The sequence below is a fragment of the Ekhidna sp. genome, from assembly GCF_039960695.1.
GTDB lineage: Bacteria > Bacteroidota > Bacteroidia > Cytophagales > Cyclobacteriaceae > Ekhidna.
Map to the genome: position 1 here is coordinate 55,627 of NZ_JBDVKP010000013.1, position 18,651 is coordinate 74,277.

The following is an 18,651-nucleotide window of genomic DNA, read 5'->3' on the forward strand; positions in this document are numbered from 1 at the left end:
TGAGACATGCTTTATTTGAGTAAGACATATTTATATGTTGCTTTCTTATGCATTGCCACATGTATTGTCGCGCAAGATCTTAGTGGCGAAGCTGCTAGTCAGGTCGATCATTATAAACAAGCGCTTAAAAAGGCATTGGATGAATCTAAATACGATAATGCTGCCGGAGTAAGTGGCAAAATCGCTTATATCTATTGGAACAATCATACGTTTGATCAAGCCATATCCTTTTTTGAACAGTCTATTACACACAACAAAAAAGTAGGCAATAAGAATGGAATTAAAAGCGCCTACTTCAATTTGGGGCTTGTTAGAATTGACAATGAGCAATATGAAAAAGCTCTACAAGCCTTTAATCAAGGCATATTGCTAGCCAAAGAATTAAATCAAAAGAATTACATCCTCTCCGGCCTTATAAATGCAGCTTCTGTTAGTCAAAGCTTAGGGCGAAATAAAGAAGCCAATGAATTGGCCTTAGAAGCTCTTGGTTTTGCCCAGGAACTAAGTGATATAAATAGTACCAAACGCTGCTATGGAATCTTGTATGAGTGCTATCAGGCACTTGGTAACTCTGAAAAATCGATTGAATACTTCGATCTTTATTCAACTGTAGATAAGTTTTTGCGAGATGAACAATCCAAGAAAATTCAAACTGAATCGCAGCAAAAAGTAGCTGAAATTGCAACAGAAAAAGCTAAAACTGACAAGGCACTTGAAAGTAGTAATTTCAGACTTCAAGTGGCCCAGGATTCGCTCTTACGAGCACAAGAAATTGCTGAACGCCAAAGACTGCAGCTTAAACTGAATGAAGTAACTCTTCGTGAGCAAAAGACACAATTGGAAAAAGAACGCCTGCTCAGAAACGGTCTCATCACCATTATAGGACTTACACTCACCTTTTTGATCATTCTCTACGTTCAGTATCGTCAAAAGAAGAAAAAAAATATCCTCCTGGCCGAACAAAATCACCAAATCATTCAACAGAAGGAAGAAATTCAAAAGCAAGGCAGTTACCTGTCTATAAAGAATGAGGAATTATCAGCGGTAAATAAGGAGAAAAATCTAATGATGAGTATGGTTGCTCATGACCTCAAGAAGCCCATCAATGACTTAAGCTCACTTTCCCAAATTTTAGAGCAATATGAAGACAAACTACCTGAGGATTTTAACCACCTGGTTAGTGTACTGAAAAAATCTTCAAAAGGATATCGTGATATGGTTCACAAAATATTAGATGCGGGTGCCATCGAAAGCAGAAAACTCAATGTAGTTCAGGAAAAACTTCAGATAAAAGAGGTGCTTGAAGATAACGTCCAGTCACAAAGTTTAGCAGCATCAGAAAAAGACATCAAATTCGACACCACTCAGATCCCTGAGAATACATTTATCATCGGCGACAAAATATATTTGACCCAAGCTATAGAGAATGTTCTTTACAACGCTGTAAAATATTCACCTGAAAATTCCATTATCTACTTAGGTGCCACACGAAGCAATGGATCCTTTGAAATTTTCATTAAAGACGAAGGTCCTGGAATGGATAAAGAAGATATAGCTTATTTATTCGAGACCTTTAAACCGTTAAAGAATGGAGATCTAGAATCTACCGGATTAGGTCTGACTATTTCCCAAAAATATATTGAAGCAATGAACGGTCAAATACGCTGTGAGAGTGAAGTTGGGAAGGGAACCGTATTCTACATGACATTACCTGTCTGGGACAACGACACACATTGAGTTTTTCCAAAGAGCCCGCATTACTACTAATCATTTTTTACCTATTTTGGAGGTTGATGTTACTCACTCAACCTAACTATGGACATTAATTACGGACCATTATTTATCATTTTTGTTATTGCCTGGCTAGTACCACTATTACTTTCGTGGCTGGAGATAACCAAAGTGCCAGCAGTAGTGGTCAAGATCGTTTTGGGAGTAGCAATAGGCCCATATGTTTTGGATTTGATGGAGGAAACTCCATACATGGATTTCCTGGCTCAAACTGGCTTTCTCATTCTAATTTTTCTCGCTGGGCTAGAAATTGATATCAATAAAATTATTTCATCTTTTCCGCGTAAGATTCGGATGTTTGACATGGTGAGCAACACCCTTATCATGGCCATTATTATCTACTTTGGATCTCTTATCCTATCACTACTAGTTGCATGGCTGATAAGTAAGTTTATTGATATAGATATCGTTTTTTATACACTTATTTTACCGACAGTTGCTGTAAGTATCACCGTACCAATTCTTAAAGCCGAAGGAGAACTAACTCGACGATTTGGTCAGGTTTTGCTGATGCAGGGTGCCATTGCCACCGTCATGAGTATCATCTTAATTTCCATTTACTCTGGTGTTTTAAAGAATGGCTTTCAGGTAGAACTCCTGCTATTCTCGGTTATTTTCATCGTTTTTGTTATCACTTATATTCTTGGTAAAAAGCTTTTGCAGAATCGGGTTTTTCAGAAGCTTCTATACACTTTGGAACACGCAGCTAGTCAGATCAGAGTTCGTGGAGCTGTGGTTCTTCTCCTTCTCTTCGTCATAGTGGCACACCTCATTGATACTGAATATGTGATGGGGGCCTTCTTTGCTGGAGCACTTCTAAGCATGTTTGTTAGCAAAGAAAGATCTGCTTTGCTATTTAAGCTGGATGGAATGAGCTACGGTTTCTTCATCCCAATCTTCTTCATCATGGTAGGGGTTAACCTGGATCTTTCAGCTCTAAGCAACTTCAAGGAGTCTATTCCATTGATACTCATATTGGTATTTAGCTTCTACTTTATTCAAGTACTACCGTCATTGGTAATGACTCGAATCTTCGGAGTGAAGCGAGCAATAGCTGGTGGAGTTTTAAATACCGCTCGAATGGGCTTGACCATTGCTGCTGCTCAGGTAGGTTTATCCCTTGGTGTAATTACCTCCGCCGACAATGCCGGAATTGTAGCTTCTTCCATTATTGTAAGTCTGATTTCTCCTTTGATCTATCAGATGTTTAGCAATAAAAAAGAGGAACATCATGGCATCTACATCTTTGGTGGAAGCAGAGCTAGTTTATTTTTGGCTGAGCGATTAAATATGCATGACTCATCATCCATTACCTACCTTCAAAATAAAGACATAATTCACGAATTCGACAAGAAAGGCATCAAACATGAAGATGTCGATAAAATAGATTCGCAGTTTTTAAATACCCTTCATTTTAGACCGACTGATTTGGTTATAGTGCTTATGGAGTCTCGATTGTTGAATTTGGAAATTACCAGATACATCAAAAATGAACTTAACCACACAAAGATTATTACCCGGAAACAAGGAGCCTCACATGATCTCATTGATCCGCAGGGTCAGTTAAAGATTGTCGATCACGATGAAGTTTTGGCAAGTCATATTGAAGGTATGGTCACCAGGCCTAATTCTGTTGGTACTGTACAAGAAAGCTTCGGAATGTATCGTGTGGAAGAAATTCAAATAACAAAAAAAGAAATCCACAGAAAGTTGGTAAAAGAAATTGCCTTCCCTCCATCTGGTTCACTCGTGATACAGCGACGTAAAGATGAAATTTTCATCCCGCATGGAGATACCCATTTGCTGATTGGCGATGTGATGACAGTTATTGGCAATACCACCGCACTCACTGATTTCAGAAAGATTCTGGAGCACTAACTATTCTCTTCGGATGGCCTCAACAGGATCCAATTTGGAAGCTTTCATGGCGGGGTAAGTTCCAAATACAATTCCAACTAAGATAGATACCGTCATAATTATAAAGAGCGTATCTAGTGTATAAGCAGCTTCAAAAGGCATCTTGGTGAGATGCTTTACTATTGGTACGGCGACCATAGTAAATAATACGCCAAGTAATAAACCCAGGAAACTTCCAATGAAGCTAATACTTAAAGATTCGGATAAGAACTGAACGACAATATCCTTGCGTTTGGCTCCTACAGCTTTCCGCACACCTATTTCAGCAGTTCGCTCAGTGACAGATATAAGTAAAACATTCATCACGCCAATACCTCCTACCAATACTGAGATACCAACAATTAATCCCATAATTAACCTAAAAACCAAGAACCCTTGATTGGCTTGTTCTACACGAAACCCATTCGTCACGACCCTGAAATCTTCCGCTTTTGATCCGAATTTCTGTTTAAGAAAATCTTTTACCTCATTCTCGATCTCTGGAACTTTCTCAACAGTTGCTGCCATAAGAACCACACCTGGTGGCTTATCCATTAATTCTTCATCAGAAATCAATGTGATGGGACAAAAAATTTCCAGATTATTGGATGGAGCATCTATAATCCCTACAATATTGAATTCTGATTCTTTGAAAGAAATTTTACCTATTGAAGTTTCTTTGGTTGTATCTAAAGCCATTGCAATTGCAAGCTCATTAGAGATCACAACGTTGGACAACTTCTGCTCTAAATCATCCGTAGAAATAAACCTTCCCGAAATTTGCCTTAATCGATCGTTCCATCTATCCACTATCCCAGTTAGCAGCACGCCTCTTTGTGTAGTGTCATTCAATTGAATAAATCCAGAATCCTGATATTTTAAATATCCCTCGACCCCATTAAGGCCATCTAGCATCTCAACAAAAACAGGATAATCGAAGTACTGATAGTCAGTTTTCTTTACATTGATATTGTCTATTCTTTTTGTTGTAATCGTTGATACCGTCACACTTTCCAGAGAAGTGGTTCTTGATATTTGATCATGTGCATACTTCTCCATTCCATCAATTAATGATAGAATTGCAACGAGAGCTCCTACCCCAATAACCATCCCAAGTACGGATAATAGCGTATGGAAAAGGTTGCTCCTAGCATTATGAAAAGCAGTTTTAAACGTGTGGATGATGTTTAACATATAGTCACGATGAGGTGAGCGCCAAAAATGTTACTAACCTGCCTTTACAAATGTGATTTTAATGAAATCTGTAGACGCGTCAGAAATTTTGAAAGCTTCAGAAATACGCTTACCAACTAGCCATGCAATTCTCTTTTTGAATTCTAAAACCAAAACGGCTTTCTTGGAGGCAAGCGGTATTTTTTCATCTATTAAATAATCACTGACTTTCTTCTCTCCTTTCATGCCTAAAGGTTGAAACCTGTCTCCTTCTTTCCATGAACGTATCAAAAATGGATAATGAAGTTTATTAGCATCGAAATGTGCAATATGTGAAGTTCCAAATACAACATCTTCTTTTGCAACCTTTTCTACAATAAACCTTCCTTCTTTTGTGGAATACTCCCCTGCTGAATCAATTACAATTTCTGCTGTTTTCTCCATATCATCTTTATCAATAAAAATGGTACTCCTATCCATCGTGATCAACCAATCGTTTACTGGAAAACTCTTCCCTGCCTTACCTCGTGCCTCAAAAATTTCCTTGGCAGTTACATAGTTTACTCCAAATGGCACCAGAAGTTCAGCAAGGACAAGCTCATCTGATTGCGTATTTATCCAACTTAAATCAAGCTGAAATCCACTACCTTCTTCAAGTAAGAATCGTGTTCTTACCTCTCCTACTTTTTGCTCCACAATCTCTGAAGTATATGTCAGCCTTTCCATCGTTAAGCTAAAGGTCTTAAGCAATGATGGATTTAGCCTGAGCAATTCAGGCACTACATTATGTCTTAGCAGGTTGCGATCATAATCTGTTTTAGTATTACTGGAATCTTCTCTCCATTCCAGCCCTTGATCCATCGCATAGTCGTGAAGTCTTTTCTTATCCGCAAAAAGTAGCGGGTGAATTACATTGGTATTTTTAACAGAAATGCCTGCAATTCCTCTGATACCTGTACCACGTGTAAGGTTGATCAAGAGGGTTTCCAAGGAGTCATTCAAATGATGTGCGGTAGCGACTTTACCAAAGCCATACTCAGAAATCAACTCACTAAACCACTGATACCTGGCATTTCTGGCATCCAGTTGTACGGATCCGTTACTTATATCAAATGCCTTAACGTGGCAATTGATATTGTTCTTATCCGCCCAGTCCATAACAAAAGCTTCGTCACCGTCAGACTCTTCACCCCTCAATCCATAGTTGCAATGTGCGATTGCAAAAGGTATTTCCACAGCAAGAAATAGATTGGCCATCACCATCGAGTCTAATCCACCACTGACAGCCAACAGCACTTTTTCGTCTTTCTTCACCAAATGATTGGTTATAATGAAATCATGGAACTGTTTTTGTAAAGATTGCACGACTTGATAAGTTAATTTTGCCGAATGCGGAAGTTAATCCAAACCATTTTTGTTTTCATCATTCTTCTCACCGCTATGAGTACCCAAGCTCAAAACGTGGATCGAATCAAATACAAAGCTGATGATTTATTTGAATTTCGAAAAAATGGCGAGAAGATCAGACGCCTCATTGGAAACGTGGTTTTTGCACAGAAGACCTCAACCATGTACTGCGATAGCTCATACTACTATGTAAAGGACAATGTAATGGAAGCATTCGGCCATGTACGCATAGTAGACGACTCAGTAACAATCACTTCAAAAAAGTTGATTTACAATGGGCAAGACAGAACTTCTAAGCTTAGAGAAAATGTCGTTTACACCAAGGGAGATCAACGACTTACTACCGATTTTCTCGATTACAACATGGATACAGAAGTGGGAAATTACTACAATGGCGGTAAGCTAAAAGACTCTGTAAATATCCTAACAAGTAACAGTGGATACTACTATGGTCTTCAGAAGTATGCAATGTTCTACAAGAGTGTAGTTCTAACAGCTCCAGATTATGTGCTGAAATCAGATACGCTCAGATATAATACGGCGCCCAAAATAGCAGTGACAGAAGGCAAGACCACCATTATTACTGAAGACGAATCCATTTTGCATGCCAAAGGTGGTACATTCCGAACTCAAATTGATCAATCCGAATTTGTGAGTGGAACCGTTGAGACGATCGACTACTACATGGAAGGCGATGCGCTATTCTTTGATGATCTTCGCAAATACTATAAAGCTAAAGGCAATGTTAAACTCACAGCTAAAAATGAAGACATTGTCATTACGGGTAATGATGGATACTCAGACAAAAACAATGGAATAAGTAAAGTGTATGGAAATGCACTTATGAAGAGGTACTTGCAGAAAGATACGCTGTATGTGGCCGCAGACACACTCGTTTCCATTGAAAGTGAGTATGATTCCTTGAAGAGAATATTAGCTTTTAATAATGTTAGAATCTGGAAAACAAACCTTCAAGGTCTTGCGGATTCCGCTTCCTATTTCCTTAAAGACTCACTTCTCTTCTTTTATGAGGAGCCAATTTTTTGGAACCTAAACAATCAACTTGAAGGTGACACGGTAGTGATGGAGGTGACGAAGAAGGAGATTAAAAATATGTCTTTGCTACAAAGTGCCTTTTTAGCTACTGAAGATACCATTCAGAACTATAATCAAATTAAAGGAAGAACCATGAAGGCCATTTTTAAACAATCGAAAATTGATCGAATCTATGTGAATGGCAATGGTGAAAGCATTTATTATGTGCTCGATGAAAATGATCCAACAAACATTTTCGTATTAGGTATGAATCGAATTTTGTGCAGTGATATGACAATTCGATTTAAAAATGAGAAGCTAGATAATATCTCTTTTTACATTCAGCCCGAAGCCCGATTTATTCCACCACACGAATTGACGACAGATGTCCAAAAACTAGGTGGATTCGAATGGAGAGGTGATCAACGCCCTGAGCTAAAAGATTTGCTATACGATGAAATTCCAGTTCCCAATAAACAAAAAGATGTTGTAGAGCCCATTCCAAATGAGAAAATTGATCTGGAACGTAGATCCAAAAAAGATAGTAAAATGTTAAAAACCCTTAAAGGCAAGGGTGAATGATTCAATCCTTGTTTCCGTTTAATGTATAAGTCCTTAGTTTTGCCGACCTATTAAAAAATTATGAGGGAAATTCGAATACTTTTCTTGTTGATCATAGCCGTGAGTGTAGTTGGCTGCAGCAAATTTCGCAAGATTCAAAAAAGTGGAGACTGGAAAGTAAAGTATGAAGCTGCGCTGGCATATTATGAAAAGGAAGATTATCATCGAACAATCATTCTCTTAGAAGATATTCTGCCGATTATCCGAGGTACAGCGGAGGCCGAACTTGGTAATTTCTATCTGGCATACAGTTACTATTATCAAAAACAATACATCCTCAGTGCTCATCACTTTGATGAATTTGTGCGAATTTATGGCCGCTCAGAATATGTGATGGAAGCAGCTTATATGCATGCGTATTCGTTATATCTTCAATCACCAGATTACCAGTTGGATCAGACGGTGACCTATGAGGCTGTGGCAGCAATGCAAAAATTTATCAATAAGTATCCTGCTTCTGATTACGCAAAGGAAGCCGATAAGATCATTGATGAACTGCAGCAAAAGCTTGAAAAAAAGGCGTATGAGCAATGTAAACTGTACTACAAGCTTAGAAGGTACAAAGCTGCGTTGGTAGTTTATGACAACTTCTCCAAAGACTTTCCAGACTCACATTACAACGAAGAAGTGAGCTATCTACAAATAGAAACTTCTTTCGATTACGCTAAAGAAAGTATCAGAAATAGACAAGAAGAGCGGTATAAAAACACAATAGAATTCTACTTGACATTCCTGGATAAGAATCCAAATAGCAAATTTTTAAAAGATGCAGAGAAGATTTATGCTAATTGCATCGAAGAAATAACTAAATTTGCCGATTCAAATTAAAAAGCACGAAATGCAGCACATTATTTCTTCACTAATTACAAGAGACAACCAAGATATTTTAGAGCCAACAGGCAATTTGTATGAGTCTTTGGTAATTGTCGCTAAGCGAGCAAGACAAATCAGCGCAAATCAAAAAGAAGAGCTTAATTCCAAACTTGCAGAATTTGCTTCTTCAGTAGATAATTTGGAAGAAATCTTCGAGAACAGGGAGCAAATTGAAATCTCAAAATTCTACGAGCGCATGCCTAAACCAACAACTTCGGCAATCGAGGAGTTTTTGAATGGTGAGCTTAATTTCAGATTACCAGAAGAAGTAGACGAGTCTGGTTCAGAATTAGCATAAATTAGTCGCCATGTTGGCGGGTAAGAAAATATTATTAGCGGTTTGTGGGTCAATAGCGGCCTATAAAACCGCTTTTTTTGTGCGGCTTTTGGTAAAAGAAGGCGCAGAAGTAAAGGTCGTCATGACCGCAAGTGCTAAAGACTTCATCACTCCTTTGACTTTAGCCACACTTTCTAAAAATCCTGTTCATTCCGAATATTTCGATAAATCCACTGGTGAATGGCACAACCATGTCGAGCTAGGTATGTGGGCAGACTTAATGCTCGTTGCTCCACTGAGCGCAAACACACTCGGTAAAATGGCCAATGGCATTTGTGATAACCTATTGCTGGCAACCTACCTCTCCGCCAAATGCCCGGTTATGGTAGCTCCCGCCATGGATTTGGACATGTACCAACACCAAACCACTCTGGAGAATTTAAAAAAGCTACAATCTTTTGGCAATGAGGTAATTGAAGCTCGCGACGGAGAATTGGCCAGCGGACTTTCAGGTCAGGGCCGTATGGCTGAGCCTGAAGAACTACTTGAGTTGGTAAAAAAAAAGTTTGTTAATGCGGAAGCTTTAAAAGGAAAACGTGTGCTGATCACCTCTGGCCCCACATTTGAAGCAATAGACCCTGTACGTTTTATTGGTAACCATTCTTCTGGAAAGATGGGCTCAGCAATAGCCAATGCCTTTCAACAAGCTGGTGCAGAAATAATCATGGTGTCCGGCCCCGCCACTTATTTTCCAACAAACGGAACTTTGATTAAGGTGGCGTCCGCCCATGAGATGCTAGCTGAAACCTCCAAACATCACAACAAAGCTGATATAGTCGTGTTTTCTGCAGCAGTATCAGACTATCGTCCTGAAAATCCCGCCAAAGAAAAAATCAAAAAGAAGGAAAACACACTTCAGATCAATCTTGTAAAGAATCCCGACATAGCCGCTGAGCTAGGCAAGAAGAAAAAGAATCAATTCCATATAGGCTTTGCTCTGGAAACTAACAATGAGGAAGACAATGCCAAAGAAAAACTGAAGAAGAAAAATTTTGATCTCATCGTCCTAAACTCTTTGAATGACAAGGGTGCTGGATTTCAAGGCAACACCAACAAAGTGACCTTTTTTGATAAAAACAATAACGAACACAAATTTGAGTTGAAAAGTAAGACTGACGTGGCGCAGGATATTGTTGATTATGTTATAAAAAACTTCAAATGAAAATTCTCGGACTCGCTTTAATCTTCATAGCCAGCATCTCATTTTCGCAGGAACTCAACTGTCGGGTAATTGTAAATGCCCTGCAGGTACAAACTACAGAACGTGCAGTATTCACAGAAATGGAAACTGAGTTTGCACAGTTTCTCAATACCACAAAATGGACAAATGATGCTTTTGAAGAAGAAGAGGTAATAAACTGCAATTTGGTAATTACCATATCGGAAATGCCCAGTATTGGTGTATTTAAAGCTTCTGTACAAGTGCTCTCCAGTCGTCCCGTTTATGGTTCGGGGTACGAAACTGTACTTATCAATTTTGCAGACAGAGATTGGGATTTTGAATATGTTCAATCGCAACCCTTACGATTCAATGAAAATACGTTCACTAGCAACATCACATCCATGTTGGCATATTACGCCTATATGATTATTGGATTTGATTACGATACTTTTTCTGAGATGGGAGGAACACCGCACTTTCAGAACGCTTTCAAAATTGTTAACAATGCACAGCAAACAAGCTACACCGGCTGGCAACAATTCAATAGTGTGAGAAATCGATACTGGCTCATCGAAAATGTGCAAAACCCACAACTGGAGCCGATAAGGAAAGCATTATACAACTATCACCGAAATGGTCTTGACATCATCACTAAGGATCGTCAGCAAGCAGAAAAGGTTATTTTACAAGCACTCTCAGATATCCAACGAGCCAATCGAGCCAGGCCGAGATCTATTCTTACCATAAGCTTCATGGATGCTAAGTCAGGTGAGCTTCAGCAGCTGTTTTCAGAATCAAACCTGGCAACACGGAGACAAGCTTACAATTTGCTCAGCAATATTGATCCTTCAAGAACCGACGAATATAAGGCGTTGATTGAGTAGTCTCTGATATCTTTGTGACCCATTTATGATCAAGTCGCTCCAGATAAAGAATTACGCCCTCATTCAGGAATTGGAAATGTCTCCTTCTCCCAAGTTAAACATCATCACAGGTGAAACCGGAGCTGGAAAATCTATTATGCTTGGTGCAGTAGGATTGCTTCTCGGTAAACGAGCGGATACCAAGGTACTCTTGGATGAAACCCAGAAATGCATAGTAGAAGGTGTCTTTGATATTTCTTCCTACACATTGAAAAAAATCTTTGATGCTGAAGATCTGGATTATGAAACAGAATGTGTCATACGAAGGGAGATCAGTCCATCCGGAAAGTCCCGAGCGTTTGTAAATGACACACCCACCAACCTGAGCGCACTGAAAGCAATTGGCGAAAAACTCATGGATGTGCACTCACAACATGAATCGCTTCAGCTCGGTAGTAATACATATCAACTCAGTGCGCTGGATGCTTTTGCATCTCACCCTGAATTAATTTCCACCTATCGAGAGGCATTTAGAAGTTATTCGATAGCAAAAAAAGAATTGGATAAGCTTGAATCGTTTGCCGCGCAAAGTGCTGAAGATTCCGACTACAAGCAGTTTTTGCTGAGTGAACTTCAGGAAGCGCAACTTGATGATTTAAATCAGGAAGAATTAGAAAGTCAGCTTGAAATTTTAGAGAATGCGGAAGACATCAAACTCAAACTTTCACAAATCATTCACCTACTCGATGAATCGGAGGTCGCTATTCTTCAGCAACTAACCGAATCAAAATCGTTGATCAACTCGATTTCATCCTATTCCAAAGAGTTGGAAGAGTTGAGCAACAGACTGGAAAGTTCTTCAATTGAATTGACCGACATTTTTGGTGAAATGCAGCGTGTCCAGGATAAAGTAGCGCACGACCCTGAAAAGATTCAGGAGTTAAAAGATCGTTTGGATTTACTATTTAGGTTACAAAAAAAGCATAGTGTCTTGACAGTTTCTGAATTAGTAGAAATTCGTGATGACCTTGACAAGAGCCTAAGCCAAGTAGCTAACCTCGATGACGCCATTCTGAAAGCCAGGAAAGTCCTGAAAATTGCTGAGAAAGAAATGCTACAACACGCTGGCAAACTAACAGAATCACGAAAACTTTTCTCACTCAATTTCGCTGATGAAATCGAGAAGATTATTCATCAGATAGGTATTGAAAATGGTACAATAGAAATCAAAGTGGGCCCAACCGATCCATCCCCTTCGGGTATGGATCTGATAGAAATGCATTTCAGCGCCAATAAAGGAATCAAACCGCAAGAACTTAAAGAAGTGGCTTCAGGTGGGGAATTCTCACGTTTGATTTTTGCAGTAAAATTCTTAATTGCTGACAAAACTGCCATGCCTACCATCATCTTCGATGAAATCGACACAGGTGTCTCCGGAGAAGTAGCGCTACAAATGATACGCATGATGAAGCATATGGCAAGAAATCATCAGGTAATTAGTATAAGCCACCTTCCACAATTTGCCGCTGGTGGCGATGCGCACTATTACGTTTACAAAGATCACAGTTCCGACCGATCAGTCAGTCGAATCAAAAGACTCGCTGATCAAGAACGAATTACAGAAATCGCAAAGATGATTGGTGGAGAAAACCCGGGAACTTCAGCCATGGAGAGTGCAAAGGAGTTGCTACAGCTTTAATCAATTCCTATTTAGAGTGTCATCCTGAATTTATTTCAGGGTCTGTTCATACTGAGATATATTTGGATTCTGAAACAAGTTCAGAAAGACTATCTATCAAGAATAATCAAGAAATAACATGTCACATAATCTACTGAAAGGAAAAAGAGGGATCATTTCTGGCGCTTTGGATCAAAATTCAATAGCCTGGAAAGTAGCTGAGAAAGCTCATGAACAAGGTGCTACATTCACGCTAACCAACGCTCCTATAGCCATGCGAATGGGAGAAATCAATAAGTTGGGTGAGCAATGTAGTGCGGAGATTATTCCAGCCGATGCTACCTCAATGGAAGATTTGGAAAATCTGTTCAACAAGTCTCAAGAAGCTCTTGGTGGTAAAATCGATTTCGTTCTCCACTCAATCGGCATGAGCCCGAATGTAAGAAAAGGGAAAGATTACGGTGACCTAAACTACGATTGGTTCCAGAAAACGCTTGACGTTTCCGCCTTATCTTTTCACAAGATGATGCAGACTGCCGAGAAGCTAGATGCAATGAATGAGTGGGGATCAATCCTCGGCCTATCGTATATCGCAGCACAAAGAACCTTCCCAGATTATTCCGATATGGCACAGGCCAAAGCTTTGCTTGAGTCCATAGCCCGAAGTTATGGATATAGATTGGGAGTAAGCAAGAAGGTACGGGTCAATACCATTTCACAATCACCTACGATGACCACAGCAGGGTCAGGTGTTCCTGGCTTTGATGTATTCTTCAACTACGCAGATAAAATGTCACCACTTGGGAATGCAGATGCAGCAAGCTGTGCAGACTACTGCATCACTATGTTCTCGGATCTTACCAAAATGGTGACCATGCAGAACTTGATGCACGACGGTGGATTCTCTGCTTCAGGAATCACAGATGCGATGGTTGATGAATTATCAAAGTAACAGGAGGTAAGCTATAAATAGCTAGTATCTCTAAACTTGCAACTAAAATGATCACCTTCCCCAATGCCAAAATCAATCTTGGGCTCAACATTGTGAGCAAACGGGAAGATGGCTATCACAACATCGAAAGCTGCTTTTATCCCATTCCCTGGTGCGACAGTCTGGAGGTGATAGAAGCAGCTTCTTTTGCTTTTCACAGTTATGGTTTAGACATTCCAGGAGATTCCTCTGCTAACCTCTGTGTAAAGGCCTATGATTTAATCAAAGAAGATCACGGCATCCCTCCTGTTGAGATTCACTTGCTGAAAAACATCCCGATGGGTGCAGGACTAGGAGGTGGCTCAGCTGACGGTGCATTCACTTTGAAAATGCTCAATGATTTGTTTGACCTCAATCTGACTGACTTGCATCTTGAGGATTATGCATCAAAGCTCGGAAGTGATTGTCCATTCTTCATTAAGAACCATCCTGCTATCGCAGAGGGACGTGGTGAAAAGCTGACTCCAATCGAGCTGAATCTTTCCGACTATCACATAGCACTTCACAATCCGGGCATTCATGTATCAACAAAAGAAGCCTATGCTGGAGTTGCGCCTCAAGCAAATGAAAAATCAATTGCTGACCTCATTCAAAATCCAATAAGCCAATGGAAGAATTCGATTGGCAATGACTTTGAAGACTCTATTTTTCCTAATCATGGTGAAATCGGGCAACTCAAACAAGATATGTACGATACTGGCGCCACTTATGCTTCAATGACTGGCAGTGGTAGTACCGTATTTGGAATTTTTGAAGAGCCAATTAAGACTTCAGACTGGAAGTGGATGAAATTGTAAAAACAACTCATCATGATGAAAAAACAATCCAAAAGTATACTTAAAATCATGTTCATTATTGCTAGTATAAGCTCCTTATACTTTGTGCCGTGGCTTTTGGTAAAAGCATGGATTCTGCCGCTTCCAGATACAATTCAAGAACAATTGGATGAAGCCATCAATCATGGATTTGAAGGAATGATTGTGTACGTAGATCAAGCTGGAAAAGCACCCGAATTTTATGCTGCAGGCTGGCATGATCGCGAAAAGAAAATACCTGCCGACCCAAATGCCCTATTCAAAATAGCCAGCATCAGCAAGCTATACCATGCAGTTACTGTGGCTAAGCTTGTACATGACGATAGTTTGTCTTTGGACAAAACACTTGCTACCTATTTTCCTGAACTTGTGGGAAGAATTGAAAATGCTGAGGCAATCACCTTGCGAATGATGGTCCAACATCGAAGTGGCATTCCCAACTTTACTGATGCCCCAGATTATTGGGCACACCCTGCCGAAAGCACTGAAGCGGCACTCGAATTGGCGCTTGACTTACCTGCATATTTCGAACCTGACGAAGGCTATGGTTATTCCAACACCAATTATTTGCTTATTGGAGAGCTTATAGATAAAGTATTGGGCTACAGCCGTCATCAATACATAGAGGAACAGATTCTAAATAGGCTTGGACTGGAAAACACCTTCAGTTCGCTTAGGGATGTGAATATGAAAGATGTGATGAGTGGCTATCATATTGGGCATCCGCACGATTTAAAGACAGACGATCTCGGTATGTTAGCGTCAGCAGAAGACGTGGGTATCTTCTTGAGGGCCTTAAACGACGGATCCTTGTTTGATGGAAAAGAACAAGAAATCTATTCGTCCATTTATGAGCATGAGCATAGCGGCTGGGTTCCCGGCTATCAGAGTTTTGCTAGCTATCATGAAGACATTGATGCAATCGTCATTCAATTTTATAGCACAACAGATCCTAAACTGCTTCTGTGGAATACATCTGAAATTGTAAATAACCGTATTGCGAAAATTTTGAGGAGGGAACTCGTTCGTAGGGATTAGAAGTTTCCTCTCTGCGAAAGTTTTTTACCTTCAAAGAGCCAAACGGAATCCAAGAAAAGCAGCCCTTTCGTACTTAGGTGAAAGGTAAGAACGTTCCGTTACCCTACTAAATATTCCTCCGGCAAAACTGTTGCCACCACGAGTCACATGAACGGTGCCTGAAGATGGCCCCTGGGGATCATTGCTGTGCCTTTTTAAATAATAACCCTTTCCATACCAATCCTGACAAAATTCTGATACATTTCCACTCATATCATATAACCCCAACACATTTGGTTGTTTCTGACCGATCGGAGATGTCTTGAATTCACTATTACGTGCGTGCCAGGCCACTTCGTCAATATTATCACTTCCTACGTACTTAAATCTATGTTCACCTTTAGTGTGGCCTCCACGTGCCGCATACTCCCACTCGGATTCTGTAGGCAAACGGTAATTCATGCCTGTTTGCAGATTGAGTTTCCCAATAAAGTCCTGTACCTCTTTCCATGTAACACTTTCAACAGGGCAATTAGGGCAATCATCAAACTTACTAGGGTTATTCCCCATTACAACTTTCCATTGCGCTTGAGTAACCTCATACTTTGAAATGGCAAAGCCGCTAACGTATACATCGTGGGCAGGCTGCTCATCTTCTTCACAATCTCCCCAACCTGGTCTGATAAAATTGATACAACCCATTGTAAAAGTGCCGCCGGACACATTCACCATATTATTAAAAATTTCTGTTAATATTTTATTTATTTTTTGTTCAACATCTTGTCTTGTAGTCTCCGAAACAGCAGCGTCTTGACCCTTGAGAGTCGGCTCTCTTATAGCTTCAGGGTAATTTTGATCCACTTGTGGTTCAAAAGTAACTAGTGCTGCCTTTGCATCCGAGATATACTCTCCTTCAGCAAATGAATTGATATAGTAATTATAGGATTTGATGGTATTCTTCTCCTTAGCAATCTCCCAGGCACTAGAGTCTTCCTTAATTTTTATGATTAATTTCAGTGATGTGATCTTTTTAATAAGTACCTCATCGTTTAGAAGTTCATTAGCCTCTTCGTATTCCTCAAGAGCATCTTTGTAATATCCTTTATTCTCAAGTTTTTCTGCTTGGCCAACCGATTCAGCATATTTTTCTTGCACGTCATAATCTATCGTAGATTCTGAAGACTTTAGTACTAATAGTAATCCTCCTCCAAGTAAGAGGATTAATAAGCTCAGTATCCATATTAATAGCTTACGATTCTTTTTTCGTACTTCTTTCATTGACGATTTCTCTTCCGATCCTATTTGATTCATTATTAATGTTTCGTTAATTCATTCAAAGCATTGCTACGCGACCTTTAACTTCCCATCTATACTAACACATTCTTTGGTTTGAAGATAGCAGATCAAGTCTCTACAACGTCTAAAAAATAGAAACGCTGTTCACAACATCATATTTCTTTCGCCTGATTGATCCTAGCCAATTATACCTTCATAATAATTAAGAGTTTGTCCCATATATCAGCAGAAGCGATGTACTCCATGAACAACAACTGCACACTTTCCACAGCAAACTCATTCAGCCTCCACTTTGCTCAGCCATATTCCTTCACCTTTGTATAGTTCCGATTCATCGTAGATATACGAAAGGAACTATACCTTCTGATTCATGGAAGTTTACAAATAATGTTGATAAATAATCATTACAATCACGCTAGTGCGAATTTGTAACTCGTGCTTTAATTGACCTTCCGAAGATGCCGGATCAGGACCGACATGACATATTCAACCAACAACTTTCTTAAACTTTTAATAGAATCTAACTTCTCCAACAATTCCCAAATCACTGATTCGATTGAAGTGCTTAGGAATGTTAAAAAATTACCCTAAATAATTAGCTAACATCGAGTGAAACTGATGAACACCTTGTTCGCGTTTTGGTGAAAATCGACCTGCAGTGTAGTACTTTGACCTGAGTCCTTTCTGCACACCTTCCACTACAAACTCATCTTCACGTTCCACTTTGTCCAGCAATGCTCCAGCACCTTTGTGCAGTTTTGATTCATCATAGATATATGAAAGGAACGATACCTTGGTCTGATTCAAAGAAAGTGGACGAATAATGTTGACAGACAATCCCCATGGATAAAAGTTGAACATCATATTCGGAAATACCCAGAAGTAATAGGCTGCCACACGTTTATTGGCATGAATATGATCCTTCGGAAGTTCGAACGTATCCTCCGCGCCTTCTGAATAACCTACCTGAACATTGAAATGCTCATGGAGAATCGTTTCGTAGCTCCCATAGTCCAAAGCTTCATTGAGATCACTATGAACAAATGGTATATGGAATCCCTCAAGGTAATTATCACAGTAAAGTGCCCAATGTGCATTCACCAGATAATCCTTTGACTGAACCTCGTTGTAGACAAATTCATTTAGCGGTAAGAAACCAACATACCGATTCATCTCTTCTATCACTTTTGAAAAGTCTACTTCACCTCCAAGCTTTGCAAAAAGCAGTGGTCCCCACTTCGTAGATTCGAATCTGTGCAAATCTTCACAAGCTCTTGGAAATTCTTTAGCCTCCTTAAATTCCGGCATGGATTCAAATGATCCATCCAACCCAAACTTCCTCCCGTGATACATGCACACCAGTTTGCGCTGACTTCCCGGCTGGTTAGCGACAAGGTTACCTCGGTGTGTGCATACATTGCTTAAACAATGGATATCCCCAGACTCGTCTTTTGTTAGCAACATAGGTTCAGTAAGATATCCATCCATTAAAATGAATGGGTGTGTATGCCTGGGCAACTGTACCAGATTTTCGTCACCAATCCACTGCCATGAATTATAGAAAATCTTTTCTTTGATCAGTTCGAATGTTGCCTGATCTCGATAAAAAAAAGCAGGCAAAGTCTCTGCCTTAGTAATGTCTGGATTGATGTGATACCTATTCATTTATTTAGGGTATATTTCAAAAATACGGTTT

At 39.7% G+C, this 18,651-nt stretch carries 15 protein-coding genes; 11 read left to right on the forward strand and 4 right to left on the reverse strand.

Annotated features, from left to right (window positions below):
* The first annotated feature begins 15 nt into the window (after window positions 1–15).
* Window positions 16–1,737 (forward strand): tetratricopeptide repeat-containing sensor histidine kinase, encoded by a 1,722-nt coding sequence (locus tag ABJG98_RS08940; protein ID WP_348279161.1) that lies wholly within the window; start codon window positions 16–18, stop codon window positions 1,735–1,737.
* 78 nt (window positions 1,738–1,815) lie between these two features.
* On the forward strand, window positions 1,816–3,669 hold the full coding sequence (locus tag ABJG98_RS08945; RefSeq protein WP_348279162.1) for a cation:proton antiporter: 1,854 nt from the start codon (window positions 1,816–1,818) through the stop codon (window positions 3,667–3,669).
* On the opposite strand, the gene ABJG98_RS08950 is transcribed toward ABJG98_RS08945, so the two are convergent.
* The gene (locus ABJG98_RS08950; RefSeq protein WP_348279163.1) at window positions 3,670–4,881 is read right to left on the reverse strand and encodes an FtsX-like permease family protein; all 1,212 of its coding nucleotides are present in this window, start codon (window positions 4,879–4,881) and stop codon (window positions 3,670–3,672) included.
* A 33-nt stretch (window positions 4,882–4,914) separates the two neighbouring features.
* Entirely contained in the window at window positions 4,915–6,174 is a 1,260-nt protein-coding gene (gene tilS, locus ABJG98_RS08955) for a tRNA lysidine(34) synthetase TilS (protein ID WP_348279164.1), read from the reverse strand.
* Window positions 6,175–6,249: 75 nt separating this feature from the next.
* Between tilS and ABJG98_RS08960 the strand changes: the two genes are divergently transcribed.
* The 9 genes from ABJG98_RS08960 to ABJG98_RS09000 all read left to right on the forward strand — a co-directional run bounded on the left by ABJG98_RS08960 (window position 6,250) and on the right by ABJG98_RS09000 (window position 15,680).
* On the forward strand, window positions 6,250–7,884 hold the full coding sequence (locus ABJG98_RS08960; protein WP_348279165.1) for an OstA-like protein: 1,635 nt from the start codon (window positions 6,250–6,252) through the stop codon (window positions 7,882–7,884).
* A gap of 60 nt (window positions 7,885–7,944) precedes the next feature.
* Window positions 7,945–8,751 (forward strand): outer membrane protein assembly factor BamD, encoded by an 807-nt coding sequence (gene bamD, locus ABJG98_RS08965; protein WP_348279166.1) that lies wholly within the window; start codon window positions 7,945–7,947, stop codon window positions 8,749–8,751.
* 10 nt (window positions 8,752–8,761) lie between these two features.
* Window positions 8,762–9,094 (forward strand): DNA-directed RNA polymerase subunit omega, encoded by a 333-nt coding sequence (locus tag ABJG98_RS08970; protein ID WP_348279167.1) that lies wholly within the window; start codon window positions 8,762–8,764, stop codon window positions 9,092–9,094.
* A 10-nt stretch (window positions 9,095–9,104) separates the two neighbouring features.
* On the forward strand, window positions 9,105–10,295 hold the full coding sequence (coaBC, locus tag ABJG98_RS08975) for a bifunctional phosphopantothenoylcysteine decarboxylase/phosphopantothenate--cysteine ligase CoaBC (protein WP_348279168.1): 1,191 nt from the start codon (window positions 9,105–9,107) through the stop codon (window positions 10,293–10,295).
* Entirely contained in the window at window positions 10,292–11,179 is an 888-nt protein-coding gene (locus tag ABJG98_RS08980) for a DUF4835 family protein (protein WP_348279169.1), read from the forward strand. The genes coaBC and ABJG98_RS08980 overlap by 4 nt, the downstream gene beginning before the upstream one ends.
* Window positions 11,180–11,204: 25 nt before the next feature.
* Complete coding sequence (recN, locus tag ABJG98_RS08985; protein ID WP_348279170.1) at window positions 11,205–12,857, forward strand: DNA repair protein RecN; 1,653 nt, start codon at window positions 11,205–11,207, stop codon at window positions 12,855–12,857.
* Between the two features lie 118 nt (window positions 12,858–12,975).
* Complete coding sequence (locus tag ABJG98_RS08990; protein WP_348279171.1) at window positions 12,976–13,788, forward strand: SDR family oxidoreductase; 813 nt, start codon at window positions 12,976–12,978, stop codon at window positions 13,786–13,788.
* A gap of 47 nt (window positions 13,789–13,835) precedes the next feature.
* Window positions 13,836–14,624, forward strand: coding sequence for a 4-(cytidine 5'-diphospho)-2-C-methyl-D-erythritol kinase (gene ispE / locus ABJG98_RS08995; RefSeq protein WP_348279172.1), 789 nt, complete (start codon window positions 13,836–13,838; stop codon window positions 14,622–14,624).
* Window positions 14,625–14,636: 12 nt separating this feature from the next.
* A complete protein-coding gene (locus tag ABJG98_RS09000) occupies window positions 14,637–15,680 on the forward strand; it encodes a serine hydrolase domain-containing protein (RefSeq protein WP_348279173.1) in 1,044 nt (347 codons plus the stop codon).
* Between the two features lie 30 nt (window positions 15,681–15,710).
* On the opposite strand, the gene ABJG98_RS09005 is transcribed toward ABJG98_RS09000, so the two are convergent.
* Both ABJG98_RS09005 and ABJG98_RS09010 read right to left on the reverse strand, forming a co-directional pair.
* The gene (locus ABJG98_RS09005; protein WP_348279174.1) at window positions 15,711–16,970 is read right to left on the reverse strand and encodes a formylglycine-generating enzyme family protein; all 1,260 of its coding nucleotides are present in this window, start codon (window positions 16,968–16,970) and stop codon (window positions 15,711–15,713) included.
* Between the two features lie 567 nt (window positions 16,971–17,537).
* Complete coding sequence (locus ABJG98_RS09010) at window positions 17,538–18,620, reverse strand: SRPBCC family protein (protein ID WP_348279175.1); 1,083 nt, start codon at window positions 18,618–18,620, stop codon at window positions 17,538–17,540.
* Window positions 18,621–18,651: the final 31 nt, after the last annotated feature.

Bases quoted from the DNA above. Each gene is read 5' to 3' on its own strand.
- ABJG98_RS08980 (WP_348279169.1), top strand. From the start codon at position 10,292: ATGAAAATTCTCGGACTCGCTTTAATCTTCATAGCCAGCATCTCATTT.
- coaBC (WP_348279168.1), top strand. From the start codon at position 9,105: ATGTTGGCGGGTAAGAAAATATTATTAGCGGTTTGTGGGTCAATAGCG.
- ABJG98_RS09000 (WP_348279173.1), top strand. From the start codon at position 14,637: ATGATGAAAAAACAATCCAAAAGTATACTTAAAATCATGTTCATTATT.
- ABJG98_RS09010 (WP_348279175.1), bottom strand. From the start codon at position 18,620: ATGAATAGGTATCACATCAATCCAGACATTACTAAGGCAGAGACTTTG.
- recN (WP_348279170.1), top strand. From the start codon at position 11,205: ATGATCAAGTCGCTCCAGATAAAGAATTACGCCCTCATTCAGGAATTG.
- ABJG98_RS08970 (WP_348279167.1), top strand. From the start codon at position 8,762: ATGCAGCACATTATTTCTTCACTAATTACAAGAGACAACCAAGATATT.
- ABJG98_RS09005 (WP_348279174.1), bottom strand. From the start codon at position 16,970: ATGAATCAAATAGGATCGGAAGAGAAATCGTCAATGAAAGAAGTACGA.
- ispE (WP_348279172.1), top strand. From the start codon at position 13,836: ATGATCACCTTCCCCAATGCCAAAATCAATCTTGGGCTCAACATTGTG.
- ABJG98_RS08990 (WP_348279171.1), top strand. From the start codon at position 12,976: ATGTCACATAATCTACTGAAAGGAAAAAGAGGGATCATTTCTGGCGCT.
- bamD (WP_348279166.1), top strand. From the start codon at position 7,945: ATGAGGGAAATTCGAATACTTTTCTTGTTGATCATAGCCGTGAGTGTA.
- ABJG98_RS08950 (WP_348279163.1), bottom strand. From the start codon at position 4,881: ATGTTAAACATCATCCACACGTTTAAAACTGCTTTTCATAATGCTAGG.
- ABJG98_RS08960 (WP_348279165.1), top strand. From the start codon at position 6,250: ATGCGGAAGTTAATCCAAACCATTTTTGTTTTCATCATTCTTCTCACC.
- ABJG98_RS08945 (WP_348279162.1), top strand. From the start codon at position 1,816: ATGGACATTAATTACGGACCATTATTTATCATTTTTGTTATTGCCTGG.